Here is an 18,140-nt window from a genome sequence, read left to right on the forward strand (position 1 = left end):
GCTGTGTGGTTCGCGGGGATAACCGGGGTCAGGCGAGAATCGGTTCAGCCACGGCCAGTGGGGTGTAGTTGGCAGCCGCGGTGACGTCCGCCTTCGGATTGGAAATCGCGTCCTCATGCAGCGCCACGATTTTGCCGCCGCGCACCAGCGCCGGCTTGTCGTGGCTCGGCAGCAGGAAACGGCTGCCGGCCAGTGCGCGCTTGACTGCCGTCTTTTCCGCCAGAAGCGTCGTCGAATGATTGGCGGTGACAGTCGGCTCCATGTAATTGCGATCCAGATACGGCTCGATCAACTGGTCGTACAAGTCGTAGACGATGTCGCCACAGATGTTGGCGATGCCCTCGTCCGTCTCCACCAGGACGGAGATCGAACCGCCGGTGTGGCCCTGTGTCAGGCGCACCGCCACGCCGGGGATCACCTCCTCCTCGAAGGTGCCATCCACGTCGAACAGGCGCATCGCGTTCTTGGTGTGCAGCCGGTCGATCAGATGCTTGGTGTCGGCCGCCGTGTACATGGCGGAACCCATGACGCCCGATGCCGCCTCCTGCAATTCCCGCCGGGCGATGGCGACCGGCACCGACATGGGGATCAGGTGCGTGCCGCCGGCATGGTCGATGTGGGCGTGGGTGTGCACGACATAGCGCAGATCGGTCGTCCTCAGGCCATGCTGGGTGAGATGGTGCTCGATGGTCATCGCCGCAGTCTGCTCGCCCTTGAAGCCGTAATACGTGAACTGCTCCATGTCGCGGGCGCCGGTATCGACCAGGATCGGCCCCTCGCCGCCGGTGATCAGGAAGCCCAGAACCGGGATGGTCGTGATGGTGCCCGGCTGCCGGAACAGCACGAGGCCGCTGGCATCCATGGTGACGTTGAGCAGGTTGATGGGGTGGATCTGCAAAGCCATAATCGTGCTCCAGGAAATGTCCGGCCAAGCCCACGACGGAGCGGACGAGGCGACGCTGAGGGAAATCGCCGACACAGCCATGCGGATTCGGCCGCAGCCTCAGCCTGTCGCATGGCCATGAATTGAACCGAGGAGCGGCGGGACCGACGGTGTGTGCAGGCTAGCCCTGCGGGCCGCCGGCATTGACGGCTTCAACCACGTCCAGCCGCTCGTCCGTCTCGTCGGTGCTCCACAGCGCATTGGCCAACCAGCGGAAGTTGATCAGGGCCGCGAGATAGCCGTCGCCCTCCGGCAATTTGCTGGCGGCGGTGGCGTCGCGCACGACGGCGACCTCGAAGCCATGCTCGACGAAATCGCGCAGATGCGATTCCACGCAGAAATTGGCGGCCATGCCCGCCAGGATGACCTGATCGACCTGCTTCTTGCGCAGTTGGAACAGCACGTCGTTGGTCTGCGGGCCTGCAATCTTGTGGGGTGAACAGACGATGGTCCGCCCGTCCTGGATCAGCTCGTGGTATTCGGGCATCCAGTCGGCGCCCGACCCGGCGAAGCCCTCGAGCGACAGCGGGTCGCGGCGGTCGAACATGCGCAGCCTGTGCATCAGCACCTCGCCGGGCGCGGCATGGTCCCAGTCATGGTCGTGCGGGTAATAATAGTGCGGCGAAATCACGACCGGGATACCGGCCGCCTTGGCGGCTACAAGCAGCCGGCCGATGTTGCCGACGGTGCCGTGCTCGGTGATGCTCTCGCCGAAGGCCCCCCAGGCCGCGCCCTGCGGGCTGAGGAAATCGATCTGCGGGTCGGTGATGACGAGAGCGGTTCGGGCAAGGTCGAGGACCATTTCGCCCTTCGGAAGCGCAGGGGAAGCGGGGTCGGCATAGGCGGCCGGAATCCGGGTGGCCATGGTGAACTCCTTCTTTGCAGGGGATGAAATCTTGAGGAAAGGATGACGGACGGGCGTGCTCAGGCATCGCCTTTCAGGACCGCCGACGCCGCACGCGACCTGTGCAGGCCGAGGGCGACCGCCCAGGCGACGGCGAACAGGACGACGATCAGGAAGCCCAGGCGGTCGGATCCGTCCTTCAGCAGGCCCAGGAGGCTCCAAAGCCCGCCGTCGAAGCCGAAATGCTCGCCGATCAGGCCCAGCATCTCGGTTCCGCCGATGAAGCCGGCGAGAAGGGCTGACAGCAGCGTGACGCCCATGTTGTAGCGCAGCCTGCGGGCAGGACGGGCGGTCGCCCAGCGATAGGCCCCCAGCATCAGCAGCCCGTCGGCGGTATCGACCAGCAGCATGCCGGCAGCGAACAGCAGGGGAAAGACCAGGATCGTCGCGAAGGGCAGCCCATTGACCGCCTGCGCGGCTGACAGCCCGAACATCGCGATCTCCGTCGCCGTGTCGAAGCCCAGGCCGAACAGCACGCCGAGCGGAGCCATGTGCCAGCTCCGGCCGATCAGCCCGAACAGCGGACGGAGAAGCCTTGCCAGCAGCCCTTGCCCGCCCATCATGCGGTCCAGTTCCGCCTGATCCGGAGAACCGCCGTCACGCAATGTGCGATAGGCGCGATAGACCGAACGGAACACCAGGATGTTGAGCAGCGCCATGGTCAGCAGGAACAGCGCCGAGATGCCGGTGCCCAGATATCCGCCGACCTCCTGCACGCCGCGGAACAGCTCCAGCGAACCTGCGGTGGCACCGACCGCCGCGGCCACCAGCACAACCAGCGCCGAATGGCCGAGCGCGAAGAAGAAGCCGACGGCGACCGGGCGCTCTCCCTCCTGCATCAGCTTGCGCGTGACATTGTCGATGGCGGCGATGTGATCGGCATCCAGCCCATGGCGCATGCCAAGCCCGTAGACCAGCAGCGCCATGGCGAACAACGCCGGATCGCCGCCGAAGGACAGGAAGGCGCCAAGCCAGCCGCCGCCGTTCAGCAGCAGAACGGCCACAGATACCAAGGCGAGACGTGCCTTCAGACCGGGTTGCCCGAAGACGGCAGCGGGTGCCGGAAGCGGGATCATGACGCTTCTCCTTTGACGGTATTGGGGATTGTGCCGCCGGTCGTTGAAGAGGGTTTCGGATAGGCGACCGAAATCGCCAGAAAGGCGACCAGCGCCCCCGCCGACTGCGCCACGACATAGAGCAGCGCCGATCCTCCCGGCAGCCCCACCGGCCCGCCGGTGAACAGTGCCCCAAGCGTGACCGCCGGGTTGGCATAGGACCCCGACGGTGTCGCCAGGATGGCCGCGGCCAGCCACGCGCCGACGGCGAAGGGACCGGTCTGCGCCCGGCCGCTGCGGCTGCAGCCGAACACGACGATCATCAGGCCGGCCGTCGCCACCGCTTCGCTCGGCACCAGCATCCCGAGCGGTAAGGCTGCCACGTCCCGGGTCGGGATGCCGAACAGCGCGTCGGCCAGCATCGCCCCGGCTACCGCGCCGGCGCCCTGCGCCGCGACATAGGCGATGGTGCAGTCGAGCCGCCGTTCGCCCGCCAGCCATTGCAGCACGGTGATTAACGGGTTGAAATGGCCGCCGGACACCGCGCCGAAGGCCAGGATCAGACCAACCAGGCTTCCGGCGGTCGCCAGCGCACTGGGCAGCGGGCCGCTTCCGGCCAATCCCCCCGGCCCCAGTGCGGCGTCCCCCGCTCCCGCCACCATCAGCATCAACAGAAGCGTGCCGATCCCTTCGACCGCCGCGCGGCGGGCCAGCGCAAGCCGCGGATCGCGCTCGACGAAGCAGGTCGTGGGATCGGCGGAGCGGACCGCGCTCATGGCTGCGGAACGGTCTGTGGAACGGGGTGGCGCGCCGCGACCTCGTCCATCTTGCGGGCCAGATCCTCCGGCGTCAGCAACCCCTTCTGGAAGAGGATGTTGGAGAAGGCGACGATCCAGCGCTCGTAATAGCCGAGTGCGCCGACCATCTCCGCCCCCAGCGCCTCGACGCCACGGCGCTTCTCTTCGGTGTTGATGATCTTGCGGAAGTCGAGCACGTCGGCCAGTGCGTGGCAGCGCTTTTCCCACGGCTCCAGCTCATGCTCGACCCGCTCGATCGGTCCGGCGGACAGGCCGCCGATGTCGTTGGGCAGACGCCTGACCAGCTGTTCGCCACCGCTCATTGCACCGTCCTCCCCGTGGGAGCGGCCACCGGGACCACGCCGATCATGGCGTCCCTGGTCACCAGCGCCGCCAGACTTTCTTCATCCATGTCGTCCGTCCCGTCAGGCCGGCGCGGCAGCACGAGGTAGCGGACCATGGCGGTGGAGTCGCTGACGCGGATTTCGACGTCTTCAGGAATGACGGTCCCGAATTCGGCCAGCACCGCCCGCGGCTCCATCACCGCGCGGGCACGGTAGGCCTTCAGCTTGTACCAATCCGGCGGCAGCCCCAGTACCGGGCGCGGATAGCAGGAGCACAGGGTGCAGACGATCAGGTTGTGCACCGTCGCGGTGTTCTCCAGCACGATCAGCCGGGTGTCGTCATAGAAGCTGATGCCCAGCTCCTCGCACGCCGCCCGGCCGTCGGCGAGAAGACAGCGGCGGAATTCCGCATCCACCCAGGCACGGGCGACGACCTTCGCCCCCAGCGCCGGATTGCGGGAATCCAGAACCTCGATCTGCCGGCGGATCTCGTCGGGACCGATCATCCCACGTTCGACCAGCAGTTCGCGCACCGCCGTTTCCATGATCTCGTAGTAGCCGGGCGGGCCTTCCTGCCCGACAGGGGCATGCGGATCAGCATGCTCATGCCGATGGCCGTGATGGTGGTCGTGATCTGGGTCGGTCATCGGGTCAGGCCCTTTCCAGCCAATTCTCGTAAATCTCGATGCGCAGGCCGTCCTTTTCCGGACCGGCATAGTCGGGCCAGACGTCGGTCAGCGGGATGGCGACCCGGTAATAGTGTCGCTTGGCACCGGCATTGCGGCCGTAGGCTTCCTGCTCGTTGTCGATGGCGGCGGGTTCGATGACGGCTTCGACCGTGCCGGTCTTGCCGCGCAGGTAGGCGGGCACCCGGTAATGGCCGATGGGGCTTCGGGTGAGGATGCGGACGGCGTCGCCAGGCCGGAAAGCCGGCTCCTCGCCAAGCGCCGTCACGATGCCGGGCAGCGGCGCCGTTCCGGCCGGTTCAGCTTGTCGGTTCACGCGAACCTCCTTTTGCGACAGGGCCATGGGCTGGCCGACTTGAGAATTTGCAAGGGATCGCGGGGCGGACAGGGCTCCGGGGGAGGGAGCCCCGTCCGGCGCGATCCGCCGGCGGCGCGGGGAAACTCCGCCGGTTCCGTTCCCGAAGGCGAACGGATCGTCATGGTTCGTCTTAAGGAGCCATGGTGGCCATGCTGCCCATCCAGGTCAGGATCGTCTTGGACAGGGCGCCGCTGATTTGAACGCTGCACAGTTTCGACACCGACCGGTCCGCGACATCCGGCTTTCGTTCAAATCGACGATGGCTTTTCACAAGATCGCTAGGCGTTTGATGGGAATAGTCGGGCAGGCCAGCCAGGGGGCGTCCCGGCACACACCTCCATCCACATCAGAAGACCGACTCACATGTCCCACACACTCCGTGTTGGTCACATCGACCTCAGTTTCCACGACGCCGCCGCCCGCGAGGTGGAGGGCATTCTTTGCGTCCACGGCCATCGGATCGAACGCTCCGCCGCACCGCACGAGGAGATGTTCCAGCGGATGGCCCGCGGCGAGATCGACATGCTGGTCTCGGCCTGGCTGCCGGCCAGCCACGGTGCCTACCTCGCCCCCTTCGAGCGGGAGGTGACCAAAATCACCGTTCTCTACGAGCCCTACTGTATCTGGGGCGTACCGGATTACGTGCCGGAGGATGAGGTGGCGCAGGTCGCCGACCTTCTGAAGCCGCCGGCGCTCGACCGGATGGAGCGGTTGATCCAGGGCATCAACCCCGGTGCGGGCATCAGCCGCTTTTCCAAGGCCATCGTCGAGCAGTACGGGCTAGACCACGCCGGCTACGAATTCCGCACCGGCACCGAAGAGGATTGCTTCGGCCGCTTTATCCAGGCCGTCGACGGAAAGCGCTGGGTGGTGGTGCCGCTGTGGCATCCACAATGGCTGCACAACCGCTACCGCATCCGGGCGTTGACGGAGCCCAAGGGACTTTTGGGCGGCCAGGACAAGGCAACCCTAATTGTCCGCAAGGAGGCCGAGGCACGGATCGTCCCGGACGCCCTCGCCGCCCTGGCGGCCCTTCATTTGGGAAATCGGCGGGTCAGCGCGCTCGACGACCAACTGCGGCAGGCATCCGTCGCCTCGGCCGCTTGAAGCGCCCCCGCTCACCCCGCACCACAGGAAAGACAACCTATGAAATCGACACTCTTCGCCCTAGCCTTCGGCACGTCGGCCATCACCCTCACCGCACTTCTTCCCGCCGCCGCCCAAGCACAACAGAAGATCGAGGTCGTTGCCAATCTGACCGGGGCCATGCCGACCGGCGTCACCGTGGCGCCGAATGGTCGGATCTTCGTCAACTACCCGCAGTGGGGCGACAACAGCCCATTCACCGTGGCGGAATTGAAGGGTGGTAATCCCGTCGCCTACCCCGATGCCGCTATGAACCGGGCTGATGCCGAGGATGCCGCCAACCACCTGATCAGCGTCCAAAGCGTCGTCGCCGACGGTGCCAACCGTCTGTGGGTCCTCGACACCGGAGCCCCCGGCTTTACGGCACCCATTCCCGGCGGCGCCAAGCTGGTCGCGGTCGACCTCGCCACCGACAAAGTTGTGAAGACGATCCTGCTGGGTGCCGACGTGGTGCTGCCCACCAGCTATGTGAACGACCTCCGCCTCGACCTGCGCCAGGGTGCGGGGGGGGTGGCCTACATCACCGACAGCTCGATCACCGGGCCGGGCGGGTTAATCGTCGTCGACCTTGCGACCGGCAAAGCGCTGCGCCGCCTGTCCGGCCACCCCAGCACCATGCCAGACAAGGAGTTCACTCCGGTGATCGAAGGCGAAACGCTGATGATTCGGCCCAAGGATGCCGCACCCGCCCCATGGATGGTGGCGTCGGACGGCATCGCCATCTCCGCCGACGGCGACACGCTTTATTACTGCGCCTTGTCCAGCCGGCATTTCCATGCCGTGCCCACCGCCCTGCTGCGCGACCCGAAGGTGACCGACGCCGACATTGCCGAAGCGATCCGGGACCTCGGCCCCAAGGCGCCGTCGGATGGATTGGCGGAGGATGACAAGGGGCGCCTCTATGCCGGCGATTACGAACACGGCACGATCCGCCGCTTCACCGATGGGCGGTGGGAGACGATTGCCGAAGACCCGCGCATCCTGTGGCCAGACACGCTGTCGGTCGGCACCGATGGGTATCTGTACTTCACCGCCAACCAGCTTCATCGTCAGGCCGGCTTTCACGGTGGCAGGGACTTGCGCCGCCCTCCCTACCAGCTTCTGCGCGTCAGGATCGACGCCGGTCCGGTCCTGTTGAAATGAGCAGCCCGGGAGCAACCGAAATGAGCGCATCCCACCATGCCGCCATCGTCGATGCGGTGGCCGCAGGATTGATGGTTTTCCCAAGCCCCCACAGCCCCAGCGAGACGGCGGAACGCATGGCGTCTGCGGTCGCGGGTCTCGGTATGACTGTGGTCGCCCGCATCGATCATGCCGACGCCGCGTCCCAGATGGGCTTCCACCTGCGCCCAACCATGGTGCTGATCTTCGGCAACCCGGCTGCGGGCACGCCGCTGATGGAGGCGATCCCAACGCTCGCCATTGATCTTCCATTGAAAGCGTTGGTTTGGCGCTCCGACGCTGGGCGTACTTGGCTCGCTTGCAACGATCCGGCATGGATGGTCGACCGGCATACCACTACGGGCAGGGAAGACGGGATTGGCGAAATCCTGGAGCAAATGAGAGCATCTCTTGCCTCCGCCGCGACGCAGGCAACCGGTGCGGGGCCGTCGGCCTGAACTGAACCGTGCCGGGTTTGCCGGAGGCCATTTGTGTTGAGTCACGCCGTGATCTTGCCCTGGTTCGGTGGTTCTTGCGCACTTTGCGTGGATCACGCGGCCAGGAGGGTTCGTCTTCGGAGCAGATCCAGGCTGGCTCTGCCGTACATCTGACGCTTGAGCAGTTTGAGGCGATTGATCTGCCCCTCAGCCTGCCCGCTGCTCCATGGCAATGTGAGTGCCGCCCGAACTGCAACGCCATCCTGCTCCAAGCCGGCAGCAAACGCCTGAACTGCGGTGATACCGCAGGAACTTGCTTCGGTGAGCCAAGCCTCCAGTCCGGCGGCGGAATGGTCGCTTTCCGCGGTTCGGCCGGCCGCGCGCACGAGTGCCGTGAAGCGGCGCGCGAGGCCGGCCACTGTTTGTGTTTCGGCATCTTGCTCGGCCTGGGCAACGGCCGCAGCCTCCTCGTCGTCGCGGGCTTCGGCCGGCTTTACCAGAGCCCAGGTCAAACGCTTGGGCGACAAGAGGGCTGGTGGGCCGCCCGATAGGGTTGGCGTCTCCTTCCGCCAACGGTTGGGCGTCGTCTTCGCCGGGACGCTTCGGTGTTGTTGCAGCCAGAGATGCACCGCTTTTGGCCGACCGGCGTAGCCCAGCGCACGAACCTCACGCCACAGCTCCATGCCATTCTCGCAGCCTGCAGCCACACGCGCCGTCAGATGCGGAATGAAGGGGTCCAAGGCGCTCGGCCCCGGAGCCCTCAATGCGTGTTCCGGAAAACTCTGCGCTTGCACGTACTTACGGACCGTTCCCCTCGCCAGGCCCATCGACCGGGCAATGCCCAGCAGTGTCTCGCCGATGGCATGGCGGCACCGGACCTCTTTATAGACGGCCAGCCACCGCTCGTGGCTTGCAACGCTCGCCACTCTCTCGGCACGCGGGCGTGGGAAGGCTCGGGTGCGGCGGGGTGCGATGGCCGATGCGTCGGTGCGGACCGGCGGCAACCGGCGAAGCCGACCATGGACGGCGAAGAGCCAGCGTTCAAGCATCTGGCGCGTATTGGCGAGCAGGTGCCATCGGTCGGCAACCTGGGTCGCTTGACCAGCGCCGTTGGTGGCGGCACGAGCATATTCGGCGGAGCGATCCCGCGCCACCACGACGATGCCGGGTTGGTCACGCAACCAGCCCGCAACGGTGTTGGCGGATCGATCAGCCAGCAGGTCGAGGACACGACGACGTTCCAGGTCGACCAGGATGGTGCCATAGGTCCGCCCCTTGCGCAGCGCCCAGTCATCCACGCCGACGACGCGTGGCGGTTCAACGGCCGGCAAGGGCAATGCCCGGATGACACGTAGCAGGGTGTCCCTGCTGACGGGCATCCCAAGCCCGCGGGCGAGCCGCGCCCCCGCAGCGCCACCGAGAGCAATCCCGACCCGGCCCAGTGCCTTGGACAGCCGCCGGGTGCGTCGGGCGTGGGGCTCTACAGCGCCTATAAAGCGCTCGGCGAACGTGCGTTTGGGGCAGGTCGCTTGCCGGCAGTAGAACCGCCGGACCAGCAAGGCAACACGGATCTCATGCCCAAAGGCCGGGAGGTCGGCAGGAGATCGCCGGTATCGGCTGTGAACCACGCGGCTGACGGCACCACAGTGCGGGCAACGAGCACTGCCTCGGCGGCTATCTGCGAGAATGACAAGGGAGCCGTGGCTGCCGCGCTCGATCTGAAGCACGCGGCAGCCTGGAAGGAAAGAAAACTCCTGCATGTTCCTTCCATGTGGGCAATAATCGGTCTGCTCGCCACCACAACCCGGACCATCCACGCAAAGTGCGCAAGAACCACCGAAACAGGGCAAGATCACTGCTACCCTGCACCGGGAATGCGGACTGACCATATCTACATCGCCATGAGCTCCACCATGCTCAGATATCTCACAACCTTACTGTGCACTCACTTCCGTTCTCGAGCGGACTCTGAGTGGCTCGACCCTCTATGAACCACAAGCGTTCACAATAAGAGTCGGCCGCCATCCGGCGGCCGATTTCTAACGGTTTTCTTGATTCAACTCAGCTAATAGCATCTCTCGACGTTCGAGCAGGTCGCCCAATACAGCCTCATCCTCCTGCCGCTTGAACCTTTCGATGTATTTTAGAAGAAAAAACTCTCGCTTATTGTTTTTCTCTTCCCACTCGGTCTTGATTGCTGTGAGGAAGATTCGACCAATAGCCTCGGCTCGCTGAACATCAACGGCTGAGATCGACGAGGGTAGGTCCCTGTAAGCCGCCAACTCTGTGGAAAAATATCGGCTCCGATCTCCCTCCCGTGTTACTCCGTCCTCGACCAGCTTGAGGAGATCTCGAAGCTTCGCAAGTTGCGGACCGCTTGGATCCTGCTCCGCCCGCAAGCGCTGGATTTCCGACAGCACATACCCACCCACCACACACTTCTTGTGATTGTTATCCTTCTCGTACTGCCAAGCTTCCTTTCGAGCCGCCTCGTTGGCGCGGCGCTCATATTCTTTGGCGCAGCGCTTGAGATACACCGAATCGGTTTCCCCGGGCAGCCGCTCGATCATAGGCAGGCGCGTCCGCGGACGGCCGCGCTTGCGGGTCTGTTCCCTCTCGTCGGTCATGGGATATCTCCCATCATCGGTCGGCCTATTGGGAACTGGGAGAGTATTTCCACGCGCGCAACAGTGCGACAGCACAAAATTCGATCCCTGCGGCTGCTCACGCGCACCGATCTGCCGCCGATTCATTCCGTCAAGAATCTCTCTCTGCCGCCGTTGCGCGACCGGCTTTTCAGATGGATATCCCCGGGGGACGCCAGGACGTCACAGCCTCCCTGGCGCGTGAAGGGCTCGCGGTATGCATCGCCCCGGGACGGGGCGACGCCGCTCGGTCAGAAGGGCACAGCCCCTCCGACACCTCCCCATCGAAAATGGCCGGGAACCGGCCAATGACGACTGGAGACACGGATGGCCGAGGGAGCAATATTTGGGTTCGACTTGGTCCCGATTCAGCGCAAAATCGGCCACTCCATAACGGCGGCCCGTGCGTACCAAGCGGCCCTTTGCATCACCGACGGCCGCACCGGCCGCGTCTACGATTTCAGGAAAAAGCGCGGCGTTGTTCGGTCGGGCATCGCGTTCCCCGACACTGCGGATGTTCCTTTCTGGCGTGCTCAATCGGAGAGCCAAATCTGGACCGCCGTCGAGCAGGGCGAGGTCCGAGCCGACGCGGTCCCAGGCCGGACGATCATTGTGCCACTGCCAAGTGACCCGACGATCAGTGATAACGACTGTTGCAACCTCCTCGCAGAACAAGCCGCTTGGATGAGCCGCGTTCTGGGTGTTCCGGTCGGCTGGAGCTTTCACCGTGCCCATCGTCGACGAGTGATCAAGGACCCGATCAGCGGATTGGTATTACCTGGCGGCGACCCCAGAAATCGCCACGGTCATTTCGTCGTTGGTGCTCGTCGCATCATTGGGCGGGAATTTGCTTCAAAGCGGACGCTTCCCGATGGGACCCGAGGACTTGATGACCGGAAGATCGGCTCGACCATCATTCTCCAGATGCGTCAACATTGGGAGGATCTGAACAACGACCTCTTCAGTCGATCCGGCCTGCCCATCCGCATCGACTGCCGCAGCCTTGTGGCGCGGGGAGCCGAGTTGCCCCCGCAGATCAAGCTTAGCCGCGCTGATCTTGAGCGGGCTCGGCGCGCACTCGAGATCGGTGAAACCGACGATCTGCCCGCCGCAGTGCTCACCTGGATCGAACAGGAAGAAGCGAAACGGGCGTGTCGACAGGCCCTGGACGAAGCCCGCCGTGCGGAATTGGCGGAGGATCTCGGAGACGCTGCCCTGGTCGAGCCTCCGGTCCACCAAGAGGTGCAGGCAGAATCGCTGAGTTCTGTCCCTGAGGCGGCTTCCGGGATTGAGCAGAATGCCGTTCCGGAACAGCTTGTCGTGTCGACTGAGCGTGTCCGAGACCCCGATCACCAGGGGGAGAACGTAGATGCCCAGCCCCCGACGTCGGGGCTGAACGTCGACAAAGACCAGTCTCCCGAAGATCCTCCGTCCCGCTGGGCGATGGGCGTCGCTCGCCGAAGCCTTCAACAGGGCAGCACACGCGCCATACCTTCTGCCACTCACTCTCCATACATCCCGCTAACTTATGCCGCAAAGTCCAAGTGGAGCATACTCAACAAGCATTATGGGCAGGAGCTGGATCGTCGCGTCGGGCAAATTCTTCATTTCGTTCATCGCCCCGAAAAGGATGGCGACCCACTAACACTGGATCTCATCAGTCGCGAAACGTTGGAAGATTACGGCGACGAGATTATTGTTTATTCAAGCTGCGACTACAGCGATGCCAGCATTACAGCCTTTGTCGCGCTGGTGAAAGCCGCGAATTGGCATGGAGTGGAGTTGTCAGGTACTGCGCTCTGGATTGAACGGGCGTCCACAGCACTTCAAGCGGCGGGCATACCGTGGAGCGTGGAAGGGCAAGAGGCGCCTAAGGTCATTGAAACCCGCACTGGTCTTCCCGACAGATCTGCCCAAGAGGTCCCAACGGACGCAAGTCAGAAGCCCGACTGGAAGGACCCTCTACACTCCAAGTCCGTACCGGATGGAGAACTGGAGGTGCTTGCATCCAAACCCGACGATACCGTGGGTGGCGATGATCCTGGCTCCTCTTGCGATCTCTCCATCGACACCTTCAGGTCGGAGCAGCCCGCGGACGCAATTGGTCATGACATGCCCACCCTGCCACTGCACGCCGTTGTGGACGAGCGCAGGAGCGGTCCTTCCGGGTTCGACCACGAGGCCGAACATTGCCTCGAGCCTGGAACTGCTCCTGCTACCGAAGCGACGCTGATCGCCCGGCCGACGGCCGCGCGGGATCCTTGGGCCCGACCGCTGCTGAGCGACAACCCGGCACACTGGCCGAAGCCGGTGGTGACCTACGCCGCGCGACTGAAGGAATGGCAGCGTCGCAAACAGGTGCTAGCAAGAATCGAGCCAGTTCTGATCGCCCTTTATCGCGCCCGGTCGTCGGTTGAGAAGCGAGGTCATGCCAGTGCTGAGATTGATGGGCTGGACGCGGTTGATGAGTGCCTGACCAAGATGCTCGCCCGGATCGACAGTGAGGTGGTCGACACCCACAAAGCCGCGGTTACCGTCGCGCAGCACCGCCGCTCCCTGACAGCGTCACAGCCGTCGTCCATCGACCCGCCAGAGCGGGACCAATCCCCCAGCCGCCCGCATGAACGCGACTTCAATCGATAGAAGTGGATGAAGGCATAATCGCAACGGTGTCCGGTGCGGGCCTTCGGAACCTGCTGGATCACTGCGGGCGGGCCCCATACGCGGCCGCCGCAATGTCGGCCGCGAAGTCGTCCAGCCGATCGCCCGTGACAAGCACCTCGGCCTGACGGCGCTTCAGCCGCTAGTAATGAGCCAGATCGTCCGGTGACAGGAAACCGCCCACCCCCTCCCCTGGTCAATCACTATCACCACCTCATCACGTGCTTCATCTTGGTAGCGCCCAAAATGCTGGACAAAGTCACTGGCGACAACGACCGATATTTCACTCTCTCGATGGCACAAGGCGCAGAATTTTATGGCATCAGCCTGCAGCCGTGGATCACGGCTCAGATCACCATCACTGCTGCAGAAGGTAGATCCGATGACAACAACTTGGTGGTGTCTGGATAAGCCAAGCAAAGCGAACTCGGCCGACAGACCAATATTTACTGAACTACCAGGAGAGCGCGGCGAATGGCTCCGGCTCTATGCATGCGCTAGGCATCGACGATGCCGCCGGTGACCATGGCCGTCCGCCGGCGCGGACGCCGGCGGATCGCACAGGAAACAGTGCAGGGCTCGGCACAATCTTACCGAGCCGAAGTGGTGTGACCGATGGGCGAGGAGGAGGGGTGGCGTCCGGCTGGACCGCAGCCGCGCTTTGCGGCGCTGCGGTCCAGCCAGACGCCACCACCGTCAACCTTGCGGAAGCCACTGCGATGACATCCATGCAATCACCCCCAGCCGAGTCCGCAGCATCGCGCGTCGCGCGCCTGCGCCGCATCGCAACGCGCGCGGAAAATGACTGTTCGGCAACCGGTGGCCGACCCGACTTGCTGCTGCGTGCTGCCCTCCACCGCCACGCCGCCGGTGACGTCGAGATCGCCCGGGCACAAGCGGAGGCCCTCCTGTCCCGCGCCGAGGATGATCCCGATTACGCCCCGCGTTGGCTCATCCGCCAAGCCCTTGACCTCGTCGCCCAACTCGACGGTGGGGACGACGATCGGCGTGCGACCGACTGACCGCGGTCACGCTCCGTCGCCCGGCGTGCCGGACGGAGCGTTCCTCGTCGCCAAGCCATCTACCGCAGAACCACTGCACTCCCGCGTGTGGCCCTGGCGACGGTGCCGCCAACCTGAACAATCCGCTTCAAATCGAGGCTCCCATGGATGATCTGATGCCGCGCATATCGTCGCCGGCCACCCTCAGGCTGCCCGCCCCGCAGGACCGTGTGTCCTCATGCTTGGCGGACATCGTGCTGGTCGGCGGTGATAGGCTTGCCCTGCTGGGACTATCATGCCTGCTCGATCAGGCACGCTGCGCTGCCAGCACCAAAACGTGCGACAGCATCGACGCGGCACTGCACGGGTCGAAAGCCGATCTCATCATCATGCACACCAGCACGCTGGCCCCGACCGCTGAGCGGGTGAGGGAACTGCTCCAGCGCCGGCAGGCTGTGGCCCTTCTTGCCGCCGGCGTGCAGAGGTCTGACGGAGTGGCAGCGCTCCGGATGGCCGGAGCCCATGGCCTGCTGGACGGGACGGAAACGCCGGAGCTGTGCGCCGGCATGATCCGGCTGGCCCTCGCCGGCGGCAGCTGCTGGCCTGCGGCACTGCCCCCTGGTCTCCACGCTAACGACCGGCCGCACAGCACACCCGCTGTCCCCGTCCGTCTTACAGCCCGCCAGGGGGAGATCGCCGAAGAGCTTACACGCGGCAGCAGCAACAAGATGATCGCCCATACCTTCGGCATCAGTGAAGGGACGGTCAAAATCCATGTCACAGCCATACTTCGGGCGCTGGGTGTCCGCAACCGGTCGGCCGCCGTGGCTCGCCTGCTCCTGTTGCGCACCGAAGCACATTGTGCCGGGAAGCTGCCGGCGACGGCAGCCGGCAGTCCACTGGGATCGGCGGAGCAGACGTCGATCACCCGCCCGGAAAATCGCGAAGGTAAAGAGAATGCTCAGCGGTGATTGGCAGCCGATCGCGATCGCGCCCCGTGACGGCCGGCCGATCATCGTTGCATGGAGCGATGGGACCATGTCGGTCGCGCGCTGGATGGCCTATGAGGCTGTCGCCGATGCGCAGCCATACAGCGCACCATGGTGGTGGGAGGTCGGCGTTCCGGAGGAGGTGCTCCAGAGGCACGACTGGAACCGGCTCCGCTATCCGACACATTGGATGGCGATGCCTTTGCCGCCGGCCATCACCGCACATCAAGCCATGAGGGATGCCGCGGCGATTGCGCGATGTCCCTGCCATCACAAAGACTTCCCTACCGATCCGACCGATGCCCTGCAGCCCGGTGAGGATGATACAGATGGATGGAAAGATTTCGCCGGATCGATCTACGACGATCCTAGTGGGATTGCGGTTCATCTCGCCGAATTCATTCCGCTTCTCGAGGCCCGATCCGGCGTCGGTGTCTTCGTCGACTGTCAGTCCCGGCGATTTGCCTTACGGGCAGCACCGTTCCTCCATCCATCCGTGGATAGCGGCATCGATGAGCTGACCTACGACGCGCGTGCATTGCTGTGGGAAGCCATCTGGGCCGTCGCATCGCGCGGACAGAACAGCGACCGGATTTCCATGGCCGATACCGACCGGCTCCTCAAGTCGGTGGAAAGCTGGTGGCCCACCGCGCATCAGCGGATGACGATCATGGCGGCTTTCGATCGCCGAAGGGTCCGACGGCTCCGCCCCGGGGCGGTAGATCGATAGACGCCAAAGCACCGGCGGGAAGCGGCGTGGTCTTGCTGGCCCGAACACCCCGCCCCCAGAACCGGGCGGGGCAGCGCCACTCCGCGTGAAACGCCTCAGCCCCATTGCTCCAGGAGCAGGAGATCACCATGAAGAAGCGCCAAACGAAAGCCTCGAAGATCAAGTGGACCGCCTCTTCGAATGGCCAATTCTGCCGATGTGCCCGGTGCGGGATGTGGCACGATCAGGACCGCGCAGGTCCCGACACATGGCTCGTCGTCGGGCCGCCAGACGATCCCGACAGCTACGTGCTGTGCAGTCGCTGCTACATCGCAATCATGCGGCGGCGGCCGCAATTTCTCGATCTGGAGACCTTTCTAACTCTACTGCCGGCCCGATGGCCGCGCCGAGGGAGGAAGGACCAGTAGGGAGGATCAAGCCGACATGTCCCGCTATTACACTGCCGCCGACAGGGACGCGGCTCGCGTTATCGTCCAGGCTGTGGTGCCGCAAAGCTATGTCGTCCGCATCAGTCCCCATGTCATTGATGGCAAGTTATGGGTTCGGATTGATGATGCACCCTTCTCCGCGATCCTGCCACAGCGGATCATCCGCTTTGGCAACAGTATTTCTTACAGCATCAACGCTCCCGACGCCCTGACCTATCCACCCTCCGTCGCTGCCGTGTTCCAGAACATCCGCGTGGCACTCTCGGCCTCGGGGATCAACGACGTGGACATCAGTCTGTCGCAAGCGGCCGCAGAACGTCAGGCCAGACAGATCCTTACCATGGCCCACAGCGCTCACGGACGCATGCAACTGGCCGGTCTGCTTGCCGCGGCCGGGGTGGACGCCGAGGCCATCAGCGAGCAGTTACGCTGGCTCGATCAAACCTCGTAGACGACTGCGTTCCTCGATAGACGCCGTTCGCATGGCCGTCGCCGCCAGCGTCACCCCCGCTCCCGGTCCTGCAATGGCCGGATACAAAACCATGATGGTGTGTTCGCAGGACGCGTGGTCGGTGGGGTCTTGCCAATGGTCGGCACCGGCATCCAACGCAATGCCTCTCTCCTCTCCCACTCCAGCCCTGGAGTTTTCCCTATGACCTCCACCGCTCTCACGGTCCCGCCGAGCAAGGCGGCACTGACCACCAATCCCCTCTCCGCCACCATTGATGCTCTGGAGGATCAGCTCTTCAACACGAACCCGGCCCACCGGCCGAAGCCGGTAGCCGAAACCGTCGACCTTGTCCGCGTGGTCACCGCCGACCTTGTATGCTGGCGGCACCAGGTCGATGATGACCATACCCTCTGCGCCTTGGGGGCGATTGCCGAGGCACTTGATAGCGCCCACCTCCTGGTCGTCGAGGCCCGGCGAAACGCACCCCAGCCGTGGCAGCCGCTGGTCGGCCAATGTGACAGCTACACGCGGATGCGCCGCCACCTGACCGACGCCGCGGAAATCCTCGATTGGGCGATGACCGTGGCCCGCAGCGTCGATCTGGCGATGACGATCGATGTTCAGCAATCGATCCGGCGTGACGAGGAGGGCCGGACTGTCACGGTATCGACCGCCCTGCTCAGCCTACACGAATAATGGAGAGGCAAGCGAAACGATGGACCACCCCACAAACCCACACCCCAATCCCGCAGATCGACAGGAAACGCCGATCGGGCGCCTCGCCCGACAGTGGCTGACCGACAGCGGCCCGGTCATCCATTATGAGAGTGAGCAGGATACCGCCGACCGCTGCGAGCGCCTTGCCGACAGGATGGAAAGCCTGACGAAGCTGCCGGCAATTAGCTGGACCGATGCCGACGCGAAGATGCTGGTCTTATCCAGCCGATTGCGCCAGGTGGCCACCACGGCCGATCCCGAGACGTTGCTGCTGGCTCTTCTGGCGGCCAGCATTCAGCACGATCTGATCCGTCTACGCTTCTGATCGGCATGGCTTAAACATGTGACGATGCCAAAACCACCATACATGTCTCATCTCAAGCTCTTTGTTGCGATGAGCTTCTCCTCCGCCAGATCGATGCCACCACGCCGACCGGCATCACCGGACCGAACGGGCTCCGGGATGCCATGCGATCGATCTTCTGCGCCGGAGCGCGCTCAGTCATCGAGGCATATCACCTCGATGTTCTGCGGCGCCGCACCGAACCGACTGGCTCCAGTCTCGACCTGCGCTTAATCGATCCGGAGGGCTATGCACGCGAGTTGATCAAGCTGGACACCGTCGGACGGATCAGCGGCCTGACGCTGCTCCGCCTGTATAACGTCATCATGATGCGCACGAGCGCC

General features: G+C 64.3%; 21 protein-coding genes (1 of these 21 cut by a window edge). 12 read left to right on the forward strand and 9 right to left on the reverse strand.

The window, feature by feature from the left end; translation table 11 throughout:
* Positions 1-28 precede the first annotated feature (28 nt).
* The 7 genes from H1Q64_RS17255 to H1Q64_RS17285 all read right to left on the reverse strand — a co-directional run bounded on the left by H1Q64_RS17255 (position 29) and on the right by H1Q64_RS17285 (position 5,045).
* Complete coding sequence (locus tag H1Q64_RS17255; RefSeq protein ID WP_237906350.1) at positions 29-904, reverse strand: MBL fold metallo-hydrolase; 876 nt, start codon at positions 902-904, stop codon at positions 29-31.
* Between the two features lie 160 nt (positions 905-1,064).
* Positions 1,065-1,808 (reverse strand): cysteine hydrolase, encoded by a 744-nt coding sequence (locus H1Q64_RS17260; RefSeq protein ID WP_237906351.1) that lies wholly within the window; start codon positions 1,806-1,808, stop codon positions 1,065-1,067.
* A gap of 59 nt (positions 1,809-1,867) precedes the next feature.
* The gene (locus tag H1Q64_RS17265) at positions 1,868-2,923 is read right to left on the reverse strand and encodes a HoxN/HupN/NixA family nickel/cobalt transporter (protein ID WP_237906352.1); all 1,056 of its coding nucleotides are present in this window, start codon (positions 2,921-2,923) and stop codon (positions 1,868-1,870) included.
* Positions 2,920-3,678: an aquaporin gene (locus H1Q64_RS17270; protein WP_237906353.1), complete on the reverse strand. Its 759-nt coding sequence runs from the start codon at positions 3,676-3,678 to the stop codon at positions 2,920-2,922. Before H1Q64_RS17270 ends, H1Q64_RS17265 begins: the two co-directional genes overlap by 4 nt.
* The gene (locus H1Q64_RS17275; RefSeq protein ID WP_237906354.1) at positions 3,675-4,022 is read right to left on the reverse strand and encodes an SH3-like domain-containing protein; all 348 of its coding nucleotides are present in this window, start codon (positions 4,020-4,022) and stop codon (positions 3,675-3,677) included. The genes H1Q64_RS17270 and H1Q64_RS17275 overlap by 4 nt, the downstream gene beginning before the upstream one ends.
* Positions 4,019-4,690 (reverse strand): nitrile hydratase subunit alpha, encoded by a 672-nt coding sequence (gene nthA / locus H1Q64_RS17280; protein ID WP_237906355.1) that lies wholly within the window; start codon positions 4,688-4,690, stop codon positions 4,019-4,021. Before nthA ends, H1Q64_RS17275 begins: the two co-directional genes overlap by 4 nt.
* Before the next feature lie 4 nt (positions 4,691-4,694).
* The gene (locus H1Q64_RS17285) at positions 4,695-5,045 is read right to left on the reverse strand and encodes an SH3-like domain-containing protein (protein ID WP_237906356.1); all 351 of its coding nucleotides are present in this window, start codon (positions 5,043-5,045) and stop codon (positions 4,695-4,697) included.
* 405 nt (positions 5,046-5,450) lie between these two features.
* Here H1Q64_RS17285 and H1Q64_RS17290 point away from each other — a divergent pair, with 405 nt between their 5' ends.
* The 3 genes from H1Q64_RS17290 to H1Q64_RS17300 are packed head-to-tail and all read left to right on the forward strand — an operon-like array spanning position 5,451 to position 7,852.
* Entirely contained in the window at positions 5,451-6,194 is a 744-nt protein-coding gene (locus H1Q64_RS17290) for a glycine betaine ABC transporter substrate-binding protein (protein WP_237906357.1), read from the forward strand.
* A gap of 39 nt (positions 6,195-6,233) precedes the next feature.
* Complete coding sequence (locus tag H1Q64_RS17295; protein WP_237906358.1) at positions 6,234-7,376, forward strand: major royal jelly family protein; 1,143 nt, start codon at positions 6,234-6,236, stop codon at positions 7,374-7,376.
* A 20-nt stretch (positions 7,377-7,396) separates the two neighbouring features.
* Positions 7,397-7,852: a DUF302 domain-containing protein gene (locus tag H1Q64_RS17300; RefSeq protein ID WP_237906359.1), complete on the forward strand. Its 456-nt coding sequence runs from the start codon at positions 7,397-7,399 to the stop codon at positions 7,850-7,852.
* Positions 7,853-7,944: 92 nt separating this feature from the next.
* Here the strand turns inward: H1Q64_RS17300 and H1Q64_RS17305 are convergent, their stop codons facing one another.
* Both H1Q64_RS17305 and H1Q64_RS17310 read right to left on the reverse strand, forming a co-directional pair.
* Positions 7,945-9,591: an ISL3 family transposase gene (locus tag H1Q64_RS17305; RefSeq protein WP_237906360.1), complete on the reverse strand. Its 1,647-nt coding sequence runs from the start codon at positions 9,589-9,591 to the stop codon at positions 7,945-7,947.
* A 279-nt stretch (positions 9,592-9,870) separates the two neighbouring features.
* Positions 9,871-10,458 (reverse strand): hypothetical protein, encoded by a 588-nt coding sequence (locus H1Q64_RS17310; protein WP_237906361.1) that lies wholly within the window; start codon positions 10,456-10,458, stop codon positions 9,871-9,873.
* A 345-nt stretch (positions 10,459-10,803) separates the two neighbouring features.
* Between H1Q64_RS17310 and H1Q64_RS17315 the strand changes: the two genes are divergently transcribed.
* The 9 genes from H1Q64_RS17315 to H1Q64_RS17355 all read left to right on the forward strand — a co-directional run.
* Positions 10,804-13,119, forward strand: coding sequence for a MobA/MobL family protein (locus tag H1Q64_RS17315; protein ID WP_237906362.1), 2,316 nt, complete (start codon positions 10,804-10,806; stop codon positions 13,117-13,119).
* A gap of 264 nt (positions 13,120-13,383) precedes the next feature.
* On the forward strand, positions 13,384-13,548 hold the full coding sequence (locus tag H1Q64_RS17320; protein WP_237906363.1) for a hypothetical protein: 165 nt from the start codon (positions 13,384-13,386) through the stop codon (positions 13,546-13,548).
* A gap of 221 nt (positions 13,549-13,769) precedes the next feature.
* On the forward strand, positions 13,770-14,159 hold the full coding sequence (locus H1Q64_RS17325) for a hypothetical protein (protein WP_237906364.1): 390 nt from the start codon (positions 13,770-13,772) through the stop codon (positions 14,157-14,159).
* Positions 14,160-14,302: 143 nt separating this feature from the next.
* The gene (locus H1Q64_RS17330) at positions 14,303-15,109 is read left to right on the forward strand and encodes a helix-turn-helix transcriptional regulator (RefSeq protein WP_237906365.1); all 807 of its coding nucleotides are present in this window, start codon (positions 14,303-14,305) and stop codon (positions 15,107-15,109) included.
* On the forward strand, positions 15,096-15,857 hold the full coding sequence (locus tag H1Q64_RS17335; RefSeq protein WP_237906366.1) for a hypothetical protein: 762 nt from the start codon (positions 15,096-15,098) through the stop codon (positions 15,855-15,857). Before H1Q64_RS17330 ends, H1Q64_RS17335 begins: the two co-directional genes overlap by 14 nt.
* A 423-nt stretch (positions 15,858-16,280) precedes the next feature.
* Positions 16,281-16,736: a hypothetical protein gene (locus tag H1Q64_RS17340; protein ID WP_237906367.1), complete on the forward strand. Its 456-nt coding sequence runs from the start codon at positions 16,281-16,283 to the stop codon at positions 16,734-16,736.
* A 201-nt stretch (positions 16,737-16,937) separates the two neighbouring features.
* Positions 16,938-17,432: a hypothetical protein gene (locus H1Q64_RS17345; RefSeq protein ID WP_237906368.1), complete on the forward strand. Its 495-nt coding sequence runs from the start codon at positions 16,938-16,940 to the stop codon at positions 17,430-17,432.
* Between the two features lie 19 nt (positions 17,433-17,451).
* The gene (locus H1Q64_RS17350) at positions 17,452-17,778 is read left to right on the forward strand and encodes a hypothetical protein (protein WP_237906369.1); all 327 of its coding nucleotides are present in this window, start codon (positions 17,452-17,454) and stop codon (positions 17,776-17,778) included.
* A gap of 143 nt (positions 17,779-17,921) precedes the next feature.
* Positions 17,922-18,140, forward strand: the 5' portion of a protein-coding gene (locus H1Q64_RS17355) for a hypothetical protein (protein WP_237906370.1). 108 nt of this gene lie beyond the right edge of the window; the window shows 219 of its 327 coding nt (coding positions 1-219); it begins with the start codon at positions 17,922-17,924; its stop codon lies off the right edge, out of view.

This window comes from Azospirillum brasilense (assembly GCF_022023855.1).
Lineage (GTDB): Bacteria > Pseudomonadota > Alphaproteobacteria > Azospirillales > Azospirillaceae > Azospirillum > Azospirillum brasilense_F.